The sequence below is a fragment of the Delftia sp. CH05 genome (assembly GCF_009827015.1).
Lineage (GTDB): Bacteria > Pseudomonadota > Gammaproteobacteria > Burkholderiales > Burkholderiaceae_C > Comamonas > Comamonas tsuruhatensis.
In genome coordinates this window covers 18,547-35,604 of the sequence record NZ_WUMG01000006.1, presented here as the reverse complement: position 1 = coordinate 35,604, position 17,058 = coordinate 18,547, and the positions used below count along the sequence as shown (strand labels likewise).

Sequence of the window (17,058 nt, the reverse complement as noted above, 5' to 3'; positions counted from 1 at the left end):
ACGCTGTTAGTTCCCGAATCGGCAGCATGCATGCGGCGCGAACCGCCGTACATGGGCCACAAATGACTGCACCCGCGTCCATTTCAATGCCGAACGGCTGGACGCGGGTGCAAAAGAAGGCAGGAGAGCCATGCTCTCCTGCGGGATTCAGCGTTGGTTCGCGCGCGGTGCCGAGGCGAAGTTGGCATTGCGCAGGAAGCTGGCCGGCATCTGCAACGTGGCCGGACCACTGTATTGCGGATGGGAGGCCAGCAGCGCATCCAGGCGCGGATCACGCAGCATGACGCTTTGGCCGTAAGGGCCTGCCACAGCCACCACCGAAGAGGATTGGGCCGTATCTCCGAGAGGGAAGTCCTGGGCATTTCCAGCGACAGCAGCCGCTGCAGGCGCCCCCGTTTCAAGGGCGGCCAATGCCCGGCCCGGCGCCGCGCCGGGGCCTGCAGGCGCGCCGAGCATCACGCTCCAGCCAATGGCAGCCACGGCCGCCACGGACGCAAAACCCGCAGCCATCTTCCAGCGGAATACCGACGCATTGGCTGCATCGTGCAGCGGCGCGCCATTGACGACGGCCCTGCCGTGCGCCGGGCGCGCGACCTGCTCCAGCTCGTCTGCGGCGACGGGAACCAGGGGGCGGCGCGGCTCATTGGCCAACTGGGAGCGGATTCCGGAAAGCAGATCGTGCCGGCTGTGGTGCGCCAGCTCAGGAGAGCGCAGCACATCGCCCACCAGGTGGTACATGCGCCATTCCTGCTGGCCTGCATCGCTTTGCGCATAGGCCAGCGCGGCCTGCAGCTCCGCGGCAGAGAGTTCGCCATCAGCCAATGCCGACAATTGTTCGCGCTTCGTCAGATCGTCATTCATGATCAATCACCTGCCTGTCTGCTCTGAGACCCTGTACCCAAAAAATGCGCCACCCGATGGCCATCACCCGTTGCTACCACCGCTTGCCAGACTGGCGCTCCAGCAAAGGCTTGACTCTCGCTGAAATCGCTTCGCGTGCACGGAAGATGCGTGAACGCACGGTGCCTATGGGACAACCCATGGCGTTCGAGATTTCCTCGTAGCTCAGGCCTTCGATTTCCCGCAACGTGACGGCTTGACGGAGATCTTCGGGCAAGGCCTCCATGGCGGCGTTGACTGCCTGGGCAATCTCCTGGGCCGCCAGGATCGTTTCGGGTGTTTCTTCGGTGGTTAGTTCCTGGCTGAGCCGGGAAGTTTCATCATCGTCATCCCCGTTGTGTAACGCGCTTTCGGTGATCAGCGGCGAGCGCTTCATGTCCAGCAGCGCCTTCTTGGCGGTATTCACGGCGATGCGATACAGCCAGGTGTAGAACTGGGCATCACCCCGGAACTGGTGCAGCGCCCGATAGGCCCGGATGAAGGTTTCCTGCGCAATGTCAGGCACCAGGTCCACGTCGCGCACCATGCGGCCAATGAGGCGCTCGATGCGGCGCTGGTACTTGATGACCAGCAGCTCGAAGGCCCGCATGTCTCCTGCGTTGGTGCGCTCGACCAGAGCCAGGTCGCTGTCGGCAGAAGAAGGCGGGAATTCGGGAGGCGTCATGAAATCGGTGAAGACGGGCCGTGGCGGCCCTGGCGCAGTCACTGCGCGCGTTCTGTAGGTCTGGGCGGGAAATATACAGCACGCCGCAAATCACCCCAGGTTTCAGGACTCTGCCTGTAAGACAGCAGCAGCCAGCGGGAGCTTCGCCAGCGCAAAGACCCCGTCGAAACGGGTCTGGCCTGCGCCCATAGCCATTGACCACCGTCAGCGCGCACCTGCAGCAGCACCGGCTGCGCATCGTGGGCAGCGGCTGCCTCACCAAGCCACCACTGCGCGCCATCCCATGCAACAAAGCCTCTGCCCAGGGCGCGCCATCCATGCCACATGCCTGCAGCTGCAACCAGAGAACCCGTGACAGCCACGACGGCAGGTCCCCATCCGGACTGTAGATCAAGCGCCCACGCCAGCAAAAGCATGGCCGCCAGCAGCCAAAGCGCGCACAGGCATGCGACCGACCCCCGTGGTGGATTCAGCGGATGGCGGACTGCGGGCGGGGCATGGCGTGACGTCATGCCTGCAGTGTCGCAAAACCGCAGCATGTCTGACATGCATCCCACCCCTGCCGGACGCGCCCTGACCCATGGGAGAAATAAAAAAGCCCGCTCCCTTGCGGGGCGGGCTTTTCATGGTGAGGCGTGCAGGCCTCAGATTCGCTTGAACACCAGCGTTCCGTTGGTGCCGCCGAACCCGAAGTTGTTTTTCACTGCCACTTCGATCTTCGCATCCCGTGCCGTGTTGGCGCAGTAGTCGAGATCGCACTCGGGATCCTGGTTGTCCAGATTGATGGTCGGGGGAATCTTCTGCTCGTGCAGTGCCAGCACGGTGAAGACGCTCTCGATGCCGCCAGCGCCACCCAGCAGGTGACCGGTCATGGACTTGGTCGAGCTGACAACGATTTTCTTGGCGTGATCGCCCAGAGCCGCCTTGATGGCATTGGTCTCGTTGAGGTCGCCCAGCGGCGTGGATGTGCCGTGCGCATTCAGATAGTCGATCTGGTCGGCGTTGATGCCGGCGTTGCGCAGAGCTGACAGCATGGCGCGGCGCGGGCCGTCCATGTTGGGCGCCGTCATGTGGCCGGCATCGGCACTCATGCCGTAGCCGCACAGTTCAGCATAGATCTTGGCACCGCGGGCCTTGGCATGCTCGTACTCTTCCAGCACCAGCACGCCTGCACCTTCGCCCAGCACAAAGCCGTCGCGGTCCTTGTCCCAGGGACGCGAGGCGGCCTTGGGATCATCATTGCGCGTGGACAGTGCGCGCATGGCGGCAAAGCCGCCGACGCCCAGCGGGGAGACCGTGGCTTCCGTGCCGCCAGCCACCACCACATCGGCATCGCCGTATTCGATCATGCGTCCTGCTTCGCCTATGCAGTGCAGCCCGGTCGTGCAGGCAGTCACCACGGCGAGATTCGGCCCCTTGAAGCCAAACCGCATGGACACATGGCCAGCCACCATGTTGATGATGGAGGCAGGCACGAAGAACGGCGTGATGCGGCGCGGTCCGCGCGCAGCCAGTTCTGCGTGGGTGTTCTCGATCAGCGGCAAGCCGCCGATGCCCGAACCGATCACACAGCCGATGCGCGTAGCCAGATCATCCGACAAGGCCTCGCCCGTGGGCAGACCTGAGTCCTGCACGGCTTGCGCCGCAGCAGCGATGCCGTAATGGATGAAGGTGTCCATGGAGCGCGCATCCTTGGCGCTCATGTACGACTCCACATCGAATCCCTTGACCTCGCCCGCAATCTTGCAGGCAAAGTTCGAGGCATCGAACTTGGTGATGAGGTCAATGCCGGACTGGCCGGCCAAAAGATTGGCCCAGGCGTCGCCCACCGTGTTACCCACGGGGGAGATGCAACCCAGGCCGGTCACGACAACGCGACGACGGCTCATGCGTAAAACCTTCTGCTGATCGCTCGGGTCAGGGCCCTGTCAGGCCTTCTGGTGGGTGTTGGCGTAGTCGATGGCGTTTTGCACCGTCGTGATCTTTTCCGCGTCTTCGTCGGGGATCTCGATGCCGAATTCATCTTCCAGGGCCATCACCAGCTCCACCGTGTCCAGGGAGTCAGCACCCAGATCAGCCACGAAGGCCTTTTCGTTGGTGACTTGAGACTCTTCAACGCCGAGTTGTTCGGCAATGATTTTTTTGACACGTGCTTCGATATCGCTCATGGTTTCCCTCTGGGGGTTGTGAATGAACCCGCGATTCTAGCCGTTTCGGACCTTACGCCCTCTTCAGCCGGCCGTCGCGAGGAAACGGCCTCTTCGGTTGCAAGCAACGGCGGCTTCTGGCAGGGATTTGCCCGCAGCCGCCGCAGCGCTTACATGTACATGCCGCCGTTGACGTGCAATTCCTGGCCGGTGACGTAGCCTGCGCCCGCCGATGCGAGATAGGCCACGGCATGGGCGATGTCGCTGGGCTGGCCCAGATCACCCATGGCGATCTGCGATTTCAGGGCATTTTTCTGCTCTTCAGGCAGCTCCGCCGTCATGTCGGTGGCGATGAAGCCCGGAGCCACGCAATTGACCGTGATGCCGCGGCTGCCCAGTTCACGGGCCAGCGCACGCGTCATGCCGGCAACGCCGGCCTTGGCAGCTGCATAGTTGGCTTGACCGGGGTTTCCGGAGGCACCAACGACGCTGGTGATGTTGATGATGCGTCCGAAGCGCTGCTTCATCATGGGCCGAATGGCCGTACGGCTGACTCGGAAAACCGCCTTGAGATTGGTGTCGATCACCGCATCCCAGTCATCGTCCTTCATGCGCATGGCCAGGGTGTCGCGTGTGATGCCGGCATTGTTGACCAGCACATGCAGGCCACCGTCATTCTTGACGATGCTGTCGATCAGGGCATCGACGGCGGTCACGTCCGTGACATTGAGGTTCACGCCACGGCAGCCTTCATGGGCCGACAGGGCCTGGCTGATCTTCTCGGCACCACCATCGGTGGTGGCCGTGCCGATCACGCGGTAGCCGCGTGCTGCCAGCTCCTGGGCAATGGCGGCACCGATGCCGCGCGAGGCACCCGTCACCAGGGCAACCTGGGGCTTGTTCTGGTTGTCAGTCATGCGAGGGATTCTTTCACGTCGGCCAGCGTGGCCGGGTCATAGAGGGCAGCGGCCGTCAGGTCCGCGTCAATCCGCTTGGTCAGGCCCATCAGCACCTTGCCGGGACCGCACTCGACGAGGTGGACGACGCCGCGGGCCTTCATGGCCTGAACGCATTCCACCCAGCGCACCGGACCGAAGGCCTGGCGATACAGCGCATCGCGAATGGCGTCGGCATCCTGCTGCACAGTCACGTCGATGTTGTTGAGCACTGGGATGCGCGGTGCAGCCAGCACGGTGGCAGCCAGCGCCGCCTTGAGCTTTTCGGCCGCAGGCTTCATCAGGCTGGAATGGAAAGGCGCCGACACCGGCAGCGGCAGCGCACGCTTGGCACCTGCGGCCTTGAGGGCCTCGCAGGCCTTCTCGACAGCCGCCTTGCTGCCGGCAATCACGGTCTGCGAGGGGTCGTTGAAATTCACGGCCTCGACGACTTCCGCACCACCCAATGCCGCCGTGACTTCTGCGCAGCCTGCGCGCACCTTGTCGGCATCCAGCCCCAGGATGGCAGCCATGGCACCGGTTCCCAGGGGAACGGCCTCCTGCATGGCAGCCGCGCGCAGCCGCACCAGCGGCGCAGCCTGGGCCAGGGTCAGCACACCTGACGCGACCAGGGCCGAGTACTCACCCAGCGAGTGGCCCGCCACAACGTCGGGCAGCGCGCCGCCTTCGGCCTGCCAGACGCGCCAGGCAGCCACACCGGCCACCAGCATCACGGGCTGGGTATTGGTGGTGAGCGCCAGAGCTTCCTTCGGCCCCTGCTGGATCAGCTGGCCGATGTTTTCGCCGAGGGCATCGGAGGCTTCGACCAAGGTCTGGGCCACGACGGGATGGTCACCCCATCCGTCGAGCATGCCCACCGATTGCGAACCCTGACCAGGAAAGACGAATGCAAACTTCTTCATGATTTTCAAAAATAAAGGCCGCGCCATGGGCGCCTGCCCTCAGGCAGGCATCCCGCATCACATCTTGAGAAGTACCGCGCCCCAGGTGAAGCCGCCGCCAACACCTTCCAGCAGCACGGTCTGACCGGGCTTGACCTGGCCACTGCGCACGCCGTGGTCCAGCGCCAGGGGGATCGAGGCAGCCGACGTGTTGCCATGCTGGTCCACCGTCACCACCACCTTGTCCATGGACAGCTTGAGCTTGCGCGCCGTGCTTTGCATGATGCGGATGTTGGCCTGATGGGGGATCAGCCAGTCGATGTCGGCATCGGTGAGCCCTGCCTTGTCCAGCGTGGCGCGAGCAGCCTTCTCCAGCACGCCGACCGCCAGCTTGAACACGGCCTGCCCATCCATCTTCAGCAGCGGATCACCGAGGATCTGGCCACCGGAGACATTGCCTGGCACGCACAGGATGCCGACATGCTTGCCGTCGGCATGCAGGTCGGAAGCCAGAATGCCTGGCTGCTCGGACGCCTCCAGCACCACGGCTCCGGCACCGTCACCGAACAGCACGCAGGTCGTCCGGTCGTTGAAGTCCAGGATGCGGCTGAATACTTCGGAGCCCACCACCAGCGCGCGGCTCGCAGCGCCGGACTGGATCATGGCGTCGGCCACGGTGAGGGCGTAGACAAAGCCGCTGCATACGGCTTGCACATCAAAGGCCGCACAGCCATTGGCGCCGAGCTTGTTTTGCAGGATGCATGCCGTGGACGGGAAGACCATGTCCGGCGTCGATGTGGCGACGATGATCAGATCGATATCCTGCGGCTGGCAGCCGGCGGCTTCCAGCGCCTTCTTCGATGCCTCCAAGGCCAGATCGCTGCTGGCCACTTCTGGCGCGGCAAAGTGTCGGGCATGGATGCCGGTGCGCTCGACGATCCACTCGTCCGAGGTCTCGATGCCGCGCTGGGCCAGTTCGGCTGCCAGATCGTGATTGGTGAGTCGGCGGGGTGGCAGGTAACTGCCCGTGCCGGTGATGCGTGCGTAGCGTCTCATCTGTATTAGGGCGCCGACGGTCCCGATTCCGCCTGCGCAGCCAGCAACAGAGGCAGGGCTGCGGAGATACGGGTACGGACACGGTCGAGCAGGTTGTTGCGGGCCGCATCATACGCGCGCTTCAGCGCGTGCTCGAAAGCCAAGGCATCGGCCGATCCATGGCTTTTGAAGACCAGCCCGCGAAGGCCCAGCAGCGCCGCGCCGTTGTAGCGGCGATGATCTACGCGCCTCATCAAAGCAGTTAGCACCGGATAGGCAACGATGGCCGCCATTTTGGTGAAGATGTTGCGCTTGAACTCCTGCTTGAGGGCATTGGAGATCATGGACGCCACGCCCTCGGAAGACTTGAGAGCCACGTTACCCACAAAGCCATCACAGACCACGACCTGGGTCGTGCCCTTGAAGATGTCGTTGCCTTCGACGTTGCCGTAGAAATTCAGATGACCGGCCTTGCCGGCCGCGCGCAGCAGTTCGCCAGCGCGCTTGATGACCTCGCTGCCCTTGATCTGCTCCTCGCCAATGTTGAGCAGACCCACCGAGGGCGCCTCTTCGTTGTTCAGGGCAGACACCAGGGCCGAGCCCATGACGGCGAACTGCAGCAGATGCTCGGCCGAGCAGTCCACATTGGCACCCAGGTCCAGCACCGTGGTGGCCTCGCCCTTGGCATTGGGCAACTGGGGCGCGATGGCAGGGCGATCAATGCCATCGAGTGTCTTGAGCAGGTAGCGCGAGATGGCCATCAGCGCACCCGTGTTTCCAGCCGACACAGCAGCGGCAGCCGCGCCATCCTTGACTTGCTGGATGGCGATGCGCATGGAGGAATCCTTCTTCCTGCGCAGCGCCATCTCGATCGGATCATCCATGCCGACCACTTCCGAGGCCGGCACCACACTGGCGCGCTCATGCGCAAAGCCAGCCAGCGCATCGGGCTGGCCAACCAGCAGCAGCCGGGCATCGGGGTGGGAATCGAGGAACTGGCGGCACGCCGCAAGCGTGACGCGGGGGCCGTGATCACCCCCCATGCAGTCAACGGCCAAAGTGATCATGTGCGACTGGCAAGCCTGTTGCAAGGCCTGGAAAGATAGGAGCAACCATCAGAAAAAACAAAAGCCCGCGCTACGAAAACTGTAGCCGCGGGCCCTGCGGGAACGGTCGAAGATCAGGCTTCGGACTTGTTCTTCAGCACTTGACGGCCGCGGTACACGCCGTTGGGGCTGATGTGGTGACGCAGATGGGTTTCACCGGTGGTGGGTTCCACGGCAATGCCAGGCACATTCAGTGCGTTGTGCGAACGGTGCATACCGCGCTTGGAGGGGGACTTCTTGTTCTGCTGAACAGCCATGATGGCTCCTGTGTATCTGAAAAGGGTTGGTAAAAAACGCGATCAGCCCATTAAAGACACGAGGGGGTTTCGCGCGAAGCCCTTGATTATAGCGCAATCGCTTTTCCCGGCCTCGGCCTTTTTTCCGGACATCGCAATCAGTCGGCTGACTTGCCCACATCCAGCCCGCGCAGCACGGCAAATGGATTGGGCTTGTCCTCGCTGGCCTGCTCGAAGTCTGCGTCGCTGGACTGCATGCTCACCGGCTCGGGGCAGCTGTCGTGGCATGGCACCACGGGCAACTCCATGAGCAGCTCATCCTCTATGAGTTCAAGCAGGTTGAATTCGCGGCTGAGCACCAGCAGGTCCTCGTCGCTCTCGTCATCCTCGGACTCGGCCGTGGTCTCGTCCGCAACAAAGCGGAAAGACCTATCGACCTGGAGGGAGATGGGCGCCACAGTGAGGCAGCGTTGGCACACCATCGGAACGACAGCATCGGCCTGCAGATGCAGCCAGACCTGGCCCGAACCGCCGGTTTGCTCGACCAGTTCGCCGTCAGCCTGCCAGTGCACCTCGCCGTGCCCATCAGCGGCATCCGGCTGCGCATCCTCGGCCAGACGAGGAAAGGCCGAAAGCGTCGACTGACCCTGGAGATGGCCCGCCGATTGCGCAAAAGCGCGAACATCGAGACGGGCCGCAGAAAATTCCTTGCTCATGCGGGCAGTGTAAGAGAATCCGGGCATGCAAGCTTCCCACCTCGCCTTAGCCCAGGCTCCCGGCCTGGCACGCCCCCTGATCCTTGGTTCCACCTCACGCTACCGCCGCGAACTTCTGGAGCGGCTGCAACTACCATTCCAGACCGTGTCCCCGGAAGTCGATGAGACACCGCTGACCGGCGAAACACCGCATGCACTTTCGTTGCGACTGGCCCTGGCCAAGGCACAGGCCGTGGCGGCGCTGCACCCGGGCGCCGTCGTCATCGGCTCCGATCAGGTACCCGAGCTGGATGGCATGCCGCTGTCCAAGCCCGGCACCCACGAGCGCGCCACCGAACAACTGCGCCAGATGAGCGGGCGCCAGATGAATTTCCACACCGCGGTGAGCGTGGTCTGCCGGGAAAGCGGCTTTGCCGAGACCGATGTGGTCACCGTCCAGGTCCGGTTTCGTGATCTCAACGACGCGGAGATCGAACGCTACCTGCGCGCCGAACAGCCCTATGACTGCGCAGGCAGCGCCAAGAGCGAAGGACTGGGCATCGCGCTGCTGGATGCCATCGTCAGCGACGACCCCACGGCGCTGATCGGCCTGCCGCTGATCCGCACCTGCCAGCTGCTGCGCGCCGCAGGAGCCGTGCTGCCATGAACGATGCTGCAACCCAACCCACCAAAGGAACGCTCTATCTGGTGCCCGCGCCGCTGGACTTCGGCTGCGACGAGCAAATGCCGCTGACGCAGGTCCTGCCCGATGGAACACTGCGCACCGCTGCACGCCTGACCCACTGGATCTGCGAAAACGCCAAAAGCACGCGCGCCTACCTGAAGCGCATTGACGCACTGCACGCCCTGGCCCAACCCTTGCAAGCCCAGCAGATCACAGAACTGCCGCGCGAGGCCCACAAGAAGGGCGACCACGGCGACAAGGGCGCAGCGGTCTTCGATGCCAAGCCACTGCTCGCCCCCTTGCTGCTGGGCCACGACATGGGACTGGTCAGCGAGGCCGGAATGCCCGCCGTGGCCGACCCCGGCAGCTCCATCGTGCGCGCCGCGCATGATCTGGGCATACGGGTCGTGCCCCTGATCGGTCCGGTGTCGTTGCTGCTTGCCCTGGCCGCCAGCGGACTCAACGGACAGAACTATGCCTTTGTGGGGTACCTGCCGCAGGACGCTGGCGGGCGGGTTCAGCGCATCAAGGAGCTTGAAGCCCTGGCATTGCGCCAAGGCCAGACCCAGCAGTTCATAGAGACACCCTACCGCAACGCCGCGCTGTGGCAAGCCCTGCTGCAGACGCTCCAACCCCATACGCGCCTGGCGCTGGCCTGCGGCCTGACACTGGAGAGCGCCCGCATCGAAAGCCGTCTGGTGCGCGAATGGCGCCAGCACAAGGAAGTGCCGGACAACCGCACGCCGGTGGTGTTTTCCATCGGTCGCTGAGACTGTCTTACTCGATGAGCAAAAAAAGCCCGCCTTCCACAAGAAGGCGGGCTTTTTGCATCTTGGCAGACGCCAGGGAAATCAGCGCAGAGACGGAAGGCTGGAGCGCAGCGCCTGAACGGCACCTCCACCGAAGGCCGCGCCAAAACGCTTGGCCAGGCGCTCGGCCACGTTGTCGCGGCGCGTGTAATCCACCACCTCTTCCGCCTTGACCACCTCACGGGCCACGTAGTCAAGACTGCCCAGCTTGTCGGCCAGGCCCATCTCCACGGCCTGCTGACCCGTCCAGAACAGGCCGCTGAACGTCTCGGGCGTCTCGTGCAGGCGATCGCCACGGCCGGCCTTGACCACATTGATGAACTGCGAGTGGATCTGGCCCAGCATCTGATGGGCATGGGCGCGCTGTGCTTCGGACATGGGACTGAACGGGTCCAGGAAGCCCTTGTTCTCGCCAGCCGTCAGCAGGCGGCGCTCCACGCCCAGCTTTTCCATGGCGCCCGTGAAGCCGAAGCCATCCATGAGCACGCCGATGCTGCCCACGATGCTGGCCTTGTCGACAAAGATCTCGTCGGCCGCCGCAGCAATGTAATAAGCAGCCGAAGCGCAGGTTTCCTCCACCACGGCATACAGGGGCTTGTCGTACTTGCCCTTGAGCCGCACGATTTCGTCATTGATGATGCCGGCCTGCACCGGGCTGCCGCCTGGCGAGTTGATCAGCAGCACGACGGCACGCGAGCCCGAGTCCTCGAAGGCGCTGCGCATGGCGGCCACCACGAATTCCGCGCTGGCGTCGGCGCCTGCAGCGATCTCGCCCTTGACCTCGACCACTGCGGTATGCGGAGAGGAGCTGGTCGTGGTCGCCGTGTCCTTGGCAAACAGCACCCACAGGACCACCAGGATGAGTGCCGTCCACAGCAGGCGGCCGAAGAGGCGCCAGCGGCGCGAGGCGCGCTGCTCGTTGATGGTGGCGAAGACCAGCTTTTCCAGCACGTCCCGCTCCCAGCCGCTCGATGCCGCCGTTCGCGCATCGGCAGCCGCCGCGGCGGGCGTGGCCCGGGCCCACAGGTCCGCACCCGGGGAAGGGTGCGATGCGGAGCCAGGATTTTCCGGGGGTATGGGGGAAGTCATGTCAGAACTCGACGGGTTTCAGGTTATCGGCAGTATGCCAGTGCACCACCCCCGCGCTTTCGCTCAGGGAGATTTTCACCAGGCCGCCACGGCAGGGGCCGCCAGCGCAGGCGCCGCTGTCCGGCGCATAGACCGCACCATGGGTTGCGCACAGCAACCAACGCCCGGAATCATCGAAAAAGCGGTCTGGCTGATAGTCCATCTCCATGGCCACGTGCGTGCAGCGGTTCAGATAGGCATGCGCCTGTCCCTCGAAGCGGATGGCGAATGCGCGGCAGGCATGCCCCGCGTAGACCACGTCGAAAGGCACGGCATTCGCACCTTCCTGCAAGGCCTCGCTGGCACACAAAACGATGCGATCAACGGTCACCAGCGCACCTCACAAGCATGGATTCCCGCGCTGACGCGGCCATGACGACTCAACCATGGGCCAGCAGCCACTGATGCAAATCCGCAACACTCTGCGCCACATGCAACGGCTGCAGCACGCCAAAGCCGTCGGTGGGATGCGCGCCATAGCCCACGCCCACGCTGGCACAGCCAGCATTGCGGGCCAGTTCCAGATCGTGCGTGGTGTCGCCGATCATCAGCACGCGGCCAGGCTCCACGCCGAATTCGGCCATCAGCTCCTGCAGCATCAGCGGGTTGGGCTTGCCGGCGGTTTCGTCCGCCGTGCGCGAGCTGTCGAACATGCCGCGCAGTTGCGGGTCCTGCAGCGCATCGTTCAGACCGCGCCGGCTTTTGCCCGTGGCCACGGCCAGCAGGTGGCCGCGCTCGCGCAGCGCCGCCAGCATGGGCAGCACGCCGGCGAACAGGCTGATGTCGTCCTGGTGCTTGATGAAATGGTGGCGATAGCGGTTGCCCAGCTCGGGGTATTTCTCGGGCGACACATCGGGCGCCGCACGCGCCAATGCCGGCATCAGCGCCATGCCGATCACATAGGAGGCCGCCTCATTGCTGGGGGGCGTGCCTCCCACATCGGCCACGGCCGCCTGAATGCACTTGACGATCACCGCGGTGGAATCCGACAGCGTCCCATCCCAGTCGAAGGCGATGAGGTCGAAGCGGCGCGCACGGTAGATCTCGGAAGAACCAGGAGTTGTCATGTCTGCAAGGAGTCAAATCCGGCGTCAGCCGGCGAAACGGGCCAGCTCCTCGGGAAGCTCGGCGCGCAATTCCACCCGCTCACCACTGGACGGGTGTGTGAACTGTAGCCGCCATGCGTGCAGGAACATGCGTTTGAGCCCCTGTTTCTGCAACCGGCGGTTCAGGTCGAAGTCCCCGTACTTGTCATCCCCCGCAATCGGGTGCCCCTGGCTGGACAGGTGCACGCGGATCTGGTGCGTGCGCCCGGTCTTGATGGTCACCTCCAGCAGGCTCATGGCCGGCAGACCCAGCAGGGGCTGGGGCGCCAGCGTGCTGCGAACGCGCACCAGCGTGACGGAGCGCATGCCGTCAGGATCATCGGCCGTAGTCACCCGCACGCGGCGCTCGCCGTCGGCCTGCAGGTATTTGTGCAGCGGCAGATCAATCACCTTGCGGTTGGCAGGCCAGGTGCCCTGGACCAGCGCCAGATAGGTCTTGCCGGTTTCGCGCTCGCGGAACTGGTCCTGCAGATGCGTCAGCGCCGAGCGCTTCTTGGCCACCAGCAAGATGCCGGATGTCTCGCGGTCGAGCCGATGCACCAACTCCAGAAAGCGGCTTTGCGGCCGCGCCTGGCGCAATTGCTCGATGACGCCAAAACTCACGCCCGAGCCCCCGTGCACGGCCACACCGGCAGGCTTGTCGATGGCAATCAGATGCTCGTCTTCCAGCAGACTGGGGAAATCCCTGGCGGGTGCAGGCCGCTCGGCCTTTTCGGCGACTTTTTCGGAAATGCGCACGGGCGGCACGCGAACGACATCGCCGGTCGAGACGCGGGTTTCCGCACTGACGCGCCCCTTGTTGATGCGCACTTCTCCACTGCGGATGATGCGATAGACATGGGTTTTGGGAACGCCCTTGAGATGGCGTATGAGAAAGTTGTCCAACCGCTGTCCGGCCGAATCGTCATCGACTTCGATCAGCCGCACTGCGGCAGTGGCTGCGTTCAGGGAACGGTCGTCTGCCGGTTTGCCCTCTATAATGTGTTTCACCTGTGCCGAACTATTTATAAGTGGTTGATTCTCATGGAGTTTAGTCCAAACAACCATTTCCCCGCACAGGCAGGTCGATGCCATCCGGTGTCATGCACGCGAAACAGCAGGAAAAGATGGCCTGCGAAGTTCGTCGTTGCATCGGTTGTGGCTGACGAATTGAAACACTGATACGGAATCTCAAGCTGGCAGAAGGGGTCGGACCCGGCGTCCGCCGCTGCCAGCGGATCAAAAGCGAGCATGTGGATCTTTTGGGCATGGATGGTCACGCTGTGGAGCAGGAAAACGCCTGCGCCCAGGATCATTGCCGCCCCCAAGCCTCCCGCCTGCCCTGCACGTGCAGCAGCTTCGCTTGAAGCTGGACGGCGTGCCTCTCTCATCGCTCTCGTCCCCCTGCCCTTGCCCCCATTGCTGACTTGAGCCAGGTCTCAAGAAGCAAGGCATTCGGCGATTCCTTTCGTTTCAATGCGTCAGTCCGGCATCTCGGCTCCCTCGCGAGCCTGTCTTTGATTACAAGTCAAAGGCGTGACGGTCTGGCAGCAGAGGCTGCACCCCGGCGCGCCCCAGAGAAAACGAATAAAGGAAACGCATCATGAAACGGATGCTCATCAACGCCACGCAGTCGGAAGAGCGGCGCCTTGCCATCGTCGATGGACAAAAGCTCCTCGACTACGAGATCGAGATCGAAGGACGCGAGCAGCGCAAGGGCAACATCTACAAGGCCGTGGTCACGCGCGTGGAGCCCAGCCTTGAGGCCTGCTTCGTCGACTACGGCGAAGACCGCCACGGCTTCCTGCCCTTCAAGGAAATCTCCAAGCAGTATTTCGCCGAAGGCGTCTCCCCCAGCCAGGCCCGCATCAACGAAGTCATCCGTGAAGGCCAGGAACTGATCGTCCAGGTCGAGAAGGAAGAGCGCGGCAACAAGGGCGCGGCCCTGACCACCTTCATCTCGCTGGCCGGCCGCTATGTGGTGCTGATGCCCAACAACCCGCGCGGCGGTGGCGTCTCGCGCCGCATCGAGGGCGAGGACCGTGCCGAACTCAAGGAGGCGATGGACCAGCTCGAGTACCCCAAGGGCATGTCCATCATTGCGCGCACCGCCGGCATCGGCCGCACCGCGCCCGAGCTGCAGTGGGACCTGAACTACCTGCTCAAGCTGTGGAACGCCATCGACGGCGCAGCCAAGTCGGCCAAGGGCGCCTTCCTGATCTACCAGGAATCGAGCCTGGTGATCCGCGCCATCCGCGACTACTTCAACGGCGACATCGGCGACATCCTCATCGACACCGACGACATCTACGAGCAGGCGCAGCAGTTCATGCAGCACGTCATGCCCGAGCATGCCGCCCGCGTCAAACGCTACCGTGACGATGCCCCCCTGTTCAGCCGTTTCCAGATCGAGCACCAGATCGAATCGGCCTACGCGCGCACCGTGACCCTGCCCTCGGGCGGCGCCATCGTCATCGATCACACCGAGGCTCTGGTCTCCATCGACGTGAACTCGGCCCGCGCCATCAAGGGCGGCGACATCGAGGAAACCGCCACCCGCACCAATCTGGAAGCCGCCGACGAAGTCGCGCGCCAGATGCGCCTGCGCGACCTGGGCGGCCTGATCGTCATCGACTTCATCGACATGGAGGAGAGCAAGAACCGCCGCGAAGTCGAGAATCGCCTGCGCGACGCGCTGCGCCAGGACCGTGCGCGCGTGCAGTTCGGTACCATCAGCAAGTTCGGCCTCATGGAAATGAGCCGCCAGCGCCTCAAGCCCGCCCTGTCCGAAGGCGCGCACATCAACTGCCCGCGCTGCGGCGGCTCCGGCCATATCCGCGACACGGAAAGCTCTGCGCTGCAGATCCTGCGCATCATCCAGGAAGAGTCCATGAAGGACAACACGGCCGCCGTGCACTGCCAGGTGCCCGTGGAAGTGGCCAGCTTCCTGCTCAACGAAAAGCGCGGCGAGATCACCAAGATCGAACTCAAGCAGCGCGTCAACGTGATCATGGTCCCCAACAAGTCCATGGACACGCCGCACTACAAGCTCGAGCGCCTCAAGCACGACGATGCGCGCCTGGAAAGCATGGAAGCCAGCTACAAGCTGGCCGAAGAGCTGGACACCGAAACCACGGTGACACGCCGCTCGCAGGAGCCCACCAACAAGCAGACACCCATGATCAAGGGTGTGCTGCCGGACATGCCGGCTCCCATTGCCGAGCCTCGCCCCGAAGGCAGCCGCAACCGCCCGGCCAACGGCCAGCAGCGCGACGCCAAGCCTGCAGCCACGGCGGCAGCGCCCGCACCGGCCGCCGCCCCCGTCGCGGTCCGCGAACAAGGCTTCTTTGCTTGGCTCAAGAGCCTGTTCGGCTTTGGCGCGGCACCTGCGCCGGTCGCAGCGCCCGTGCCGGCTGCCGAAGCCCCCGCACGCGAAGGTCGCCGTGACGGCCGCAACGACAGCCGTGGCCGCCGCAACGAACGCAATGGCGAGCGTGGTGGTGAGCGCACCGAGCGCAGCGGTGAGCGCGCAGGCGCCCCCAACGCCGAGCGCCAGGCTGGCGGTGGCGATCGCAACCGCCGCAATGCCGAGCGTGGCGAGCGCACGGAACGCGGTGAACGTGGTGAGCGCCCGGATCGTGGCGAGCGCGGTGAACGCACCGACCGCGGCGAACGCCGCGGCCGTGGCGAGCGCAGCCGCGACGGCGAAAACCGCCAGCCGCTGGAGGCCGTGAACGCCTCCGCAGCCCTGGCGGCAGATGGCAGCACCCTCGAGCAGCGTCCCGAGCGCGCGCCGCGTGGCGACCGCCAGGAACGCGGCGAAGGCCGCCGCGAGCGCGGTGAACGAGGCGAGCGTGGAGATCGCGCCGAACGCGGTGAACGCAGCGAGCGCCAGCCCCGTCAGTTCGAAGTCGCGCCCGAGTCCGAAGAAAAGCTGGACAACCAGGCCCAGCAGCAGGACCAGTCCCTGGACAACGCTGCTCCCGCCTCCGGCGAAGAGCAGCCGCGCCAGCGTCGTTCGCGCGACCGCTACGGCCGTGACCGCCGCGAGCGTGGCGATCGCGGTGACCGTGCAGAGCGCGCGCCGCGTGAAGCCGAAGGCGAAGCCGTGCAGTCCTTCGAGGCCTCCGTGCCCGAGCAGGACCAGCAGCCAGCCCGTCGCAGCTACTTCAACGCTGCCAACTCTGCTGCCGAAGTCCAGGCCCCCGAAGCCGTGGCCGAAGCCCCAGTGGCCGCACAGCCTGCGGCAGTTGTGGAAGTGCAGCAACCCGTCGCAGTGCCCGAGCAGCAGAGCGCGGCCTTCGCGCCGGTCGCACCGGCCCCTGTGGCGGCCCCTGCCGTGACGGCAGACGTGCCAGCACCTGCTGCACCTGCCGCTTCTGCTGCTTCTGCCGCAGCCGAGCCCGCTGCAGCCAAGGCCGCTGAGGCAACCGCAGAACGCGGCCTGCCCAAGGTCCAGGCCTACCAGTTGCCCGTGTCCGAGCTGCAGGCGCTGGCCGCCGCCTCGGGCCTGCAATGGGTGGGCTCCGATGCCGACAAGGTGGCCGCTGCGCAGGCAGCCATCGCGGCCGAACCGCAGCCCGAGCGCGTCGTGCGCGAGCGCCCGCCCATGGTCGTGCTGGATGACGGTCCTCTGATCCTCGTGGAAACACGCAAGGACCTGAGCGACCTGCAGCTGCCATTCGAGCAGCAACCGCAGGGCGTGGCCCATGTCTGACCACAGACAGTGAC

General features: G+C 64.5%; 17 protein-coding genes. 3 read left to right on the top strand and 14 right to left on the bottom strand.

Features of this window, described 5'->3' with window-relative positions; all coding sequences use genetic code 11:
* Positions 1-147 precede the first annotated feature (147 nt).
* From GRX31_RS07545 to GRX31_RS07500, 10 genes are all read right to left on the bottom strand, one after another.
* A complete protein-coding gene (locus GRX31_RS07545; RefSeq protein ID WP_016447791.1) occupies positions 148-861 on the bottom strand; it encodes a sigma-E factor negative regulatory protein in 714 nt (237 codons plus the stop codon).
* Positions 862-934: 73 nt separating this feature from the next.
* Positions 935-1,564 carry an RNA polymerase sigma factor RpoE gene (gene rpoE / locus GRX31_RS07540; protein WP_016447792.1) on the bottom strand — a complete coding sequence of 210 codons (630 nt, stop codon included), beginning with the start codon at positions 1,562-1,564 and terminating at the stop codon, positions 935-937.
* A gap of 644 nt (positions 1,565-2,208) precedes the next feature.
* Positions 2,209-3,453 carry a beta-ketoacyl-ACP synthase II gene (gene fabF, locus GRX31_RS07535; RefSeq protein ID WP_016447793.1) on the bottom strand — a complete coding sequence of 415 codons (1,245 nt, stop codon included), beginning with the start codon at positions 3,451-3,453 and terminating at the stop codon, positions 2,209-2,211.
* A 39-nt stretch (positions 3,454-3,492) separates the two neighbouring features.
* Entirely contained in the window at positions 3,493-3,732 is a 240-nt protein-coding gene (acpP, locus tag GRX31_RS07530) for an acyl carrier protein (protein ID WP_003058049.1), read from the bottom strand.
* Between the two features lie 149 nt (positions 3,733-3,881).
* Positions 3,882-4,628, bottom strand: coding sequence for a 3-oxoacyl-ACP reductase FabG (gene fabG / locus GRX31_RS07525; RefSeq protein WP_016447794.1), 747 nt, complete (start codon positions 4,626-4,628; stop codon positions 3,882-3,884).
* Positions 4,625-5,569, bottom strand: a complete 945-nt coding sequence (fabD, locus tag GRX31_RS07520; RefSeq protein WP_160852066.1) for an ACP S-malonyltransferase — start codon at positions 5,567-5,569, stop codon at positions 4,625-4,627. The genes fabG and fabD overlap by 4 nt, the downstream gene beginning before the upstream one ends.
* Before the next feature lie 57 nt (positions 5,570-5,626).
* Complete coding sequence (locus GRX31_RS07515) at positions 5,627-6,604, bottom strand: beta-ketoacyl-ACP synthase III (RefSeq protein ID WP_016447796.1); 978 nt, start codon at positions 6,602-6,604, stop codon at positions 5,627-5,629.
* A 5-nt stretch (positions 6,605-6,609) separates the two neighbouring features.
* Entirely contained in the window at positions 6,610-7,650 is a 1,041-nt protein-coding gene (gene plsX / locus GRX31_RS07510; RefSeq protein WP_160852064.1) for a phosphate acyltransferase PlsX, read from the bottom strand.
* Positions 7,651-7,763: 113 nt separating this feature from the next.
* Positions 7,764-7,946 carry a 50S ribosomal protein L32 gene (rpmF, locus tag GRX31_RS07505; protein ID WP_012207072.1) on the bottom strand — a complete coding sequence of 61 codons (183 nt, stop codon included), beginning with the start codon at positions 7,944-7,946 and terminating at the stop codon, positions 7,764-7,766.
* Between the two features lie 137 nt (positions 7,947-8,083).
* A complete protein-coding gene (locus GRX31_RS07500) occupies positions 8,084-8,641 on the bottom strand; it encodes a YceD family protein (protein ID WP_160852063.1) in 558 nt (185 codons plus the stop codon).
* Between the two features lie 25 nt (positions 8,642-8,666).
* Between GRX31_RS07500 and GRX31_RS07495 the strand changes: the two genes are divergently transcribed.
* Positions 8,667-9,287, top strand: coding sequence for a Maf family nucleotide pyrophosphatase (locus GRX31_RS07495; protein WP_016447799.1), 621 nt, complete (start codon positions 8,667-8,669; stop codon positions 9,285-9,287).
* Complete coding sequence (locus GRX31_RS07490) at positions 9,284-10,075, top strand: SAM-dependent methyltransferase (RefSeq protein WP_047326615.1); 792 nt, start codon at positions 9,284-9,286, stop codon at positions 10,073-10,075. The genes GRX31_RS07495 and GRX31_RS07490 overlap by 4 nt, the downstream gene beginning before the upstream one ends.
* An 81-nt stretch (positions 10,076-10,156) precedes the next feature.
* Here the strand turns inward: GRX31_RS07490 and GRX31_RS07485 are convergent, their stop codons facing one another.
* From GRX31_RS07485 to GRX31_RS07470, 4 genes are read right to left on the bottom strand one after another with little or no spacing between them, the layout of a single operon-like run.
* Complete coding sequence (locus GRX31_RS07485) at positions 10,157-11,203, bottom strand: S49 family peptidase (protein ID WP_016451171.1); 1,047 nt, start codon at positions 11,201-11,203, stop codon at positions 10,157-10,159.
* Position 11,204: 1 nt separating this feature from the next.
* Positions 11,205-11,573, bottom strand: coding sequence for a Rieske (2Fe-2S) protein (locus GRX31_RS07480; RefSeq protein ID WP_016451170.1), 369 nt, complete (start codon positions 11,571-11,573; stop codon positions 11,205-11,207).
* Positions 11,574-11,622: 49 nt separating this feature from the next.
* The gene (locus GRX31_RS07475; RefSeq protein WP_016451169.1) at positions 11,623-12,309 is read right to left on the bottom strand and encodes an HAD family hydrolase; all 687 of its coding nucleotides are present in this window, start codon (positions 12,307-12,309) and stop codon (positions 11,623-11,625) included.
* A gap of 24 nt (positions 12,310-12,333) precedes the next feature.
* Positions 12,334-13,395, bottom strand: coding sequence for an RluA family pseudouridine synthase (locus tag GRX31_RS07470; RefSeq protein ID WP_016447804.1), 1,062 nt, complete (start codon positions 13,393-13,395; stop codon positions 12,334-12,336).
* Between the two features lie 535 nt (positions 13,396-13,930).
* On the opposite strand from GRX31_RS07470, the gene GRX31_RS07460 reads away from it, so the two are divergent.
* Positions 13,931-17,044 carry an Rne/Rng family ribonuclease gene (locus GRX31_RS07460; protein WP_160852061.1) on the top strand — a complete coding sequence of 1,038 codons (3,114 nt, stop codon included), beginning with the start codon at positions 13,931-13,933 and terminating at the stop codon, positions 17,042-17,044.
* The last annotated feature ends 14 nt before the right edge of the window (positions 17,045-17,058 follow it).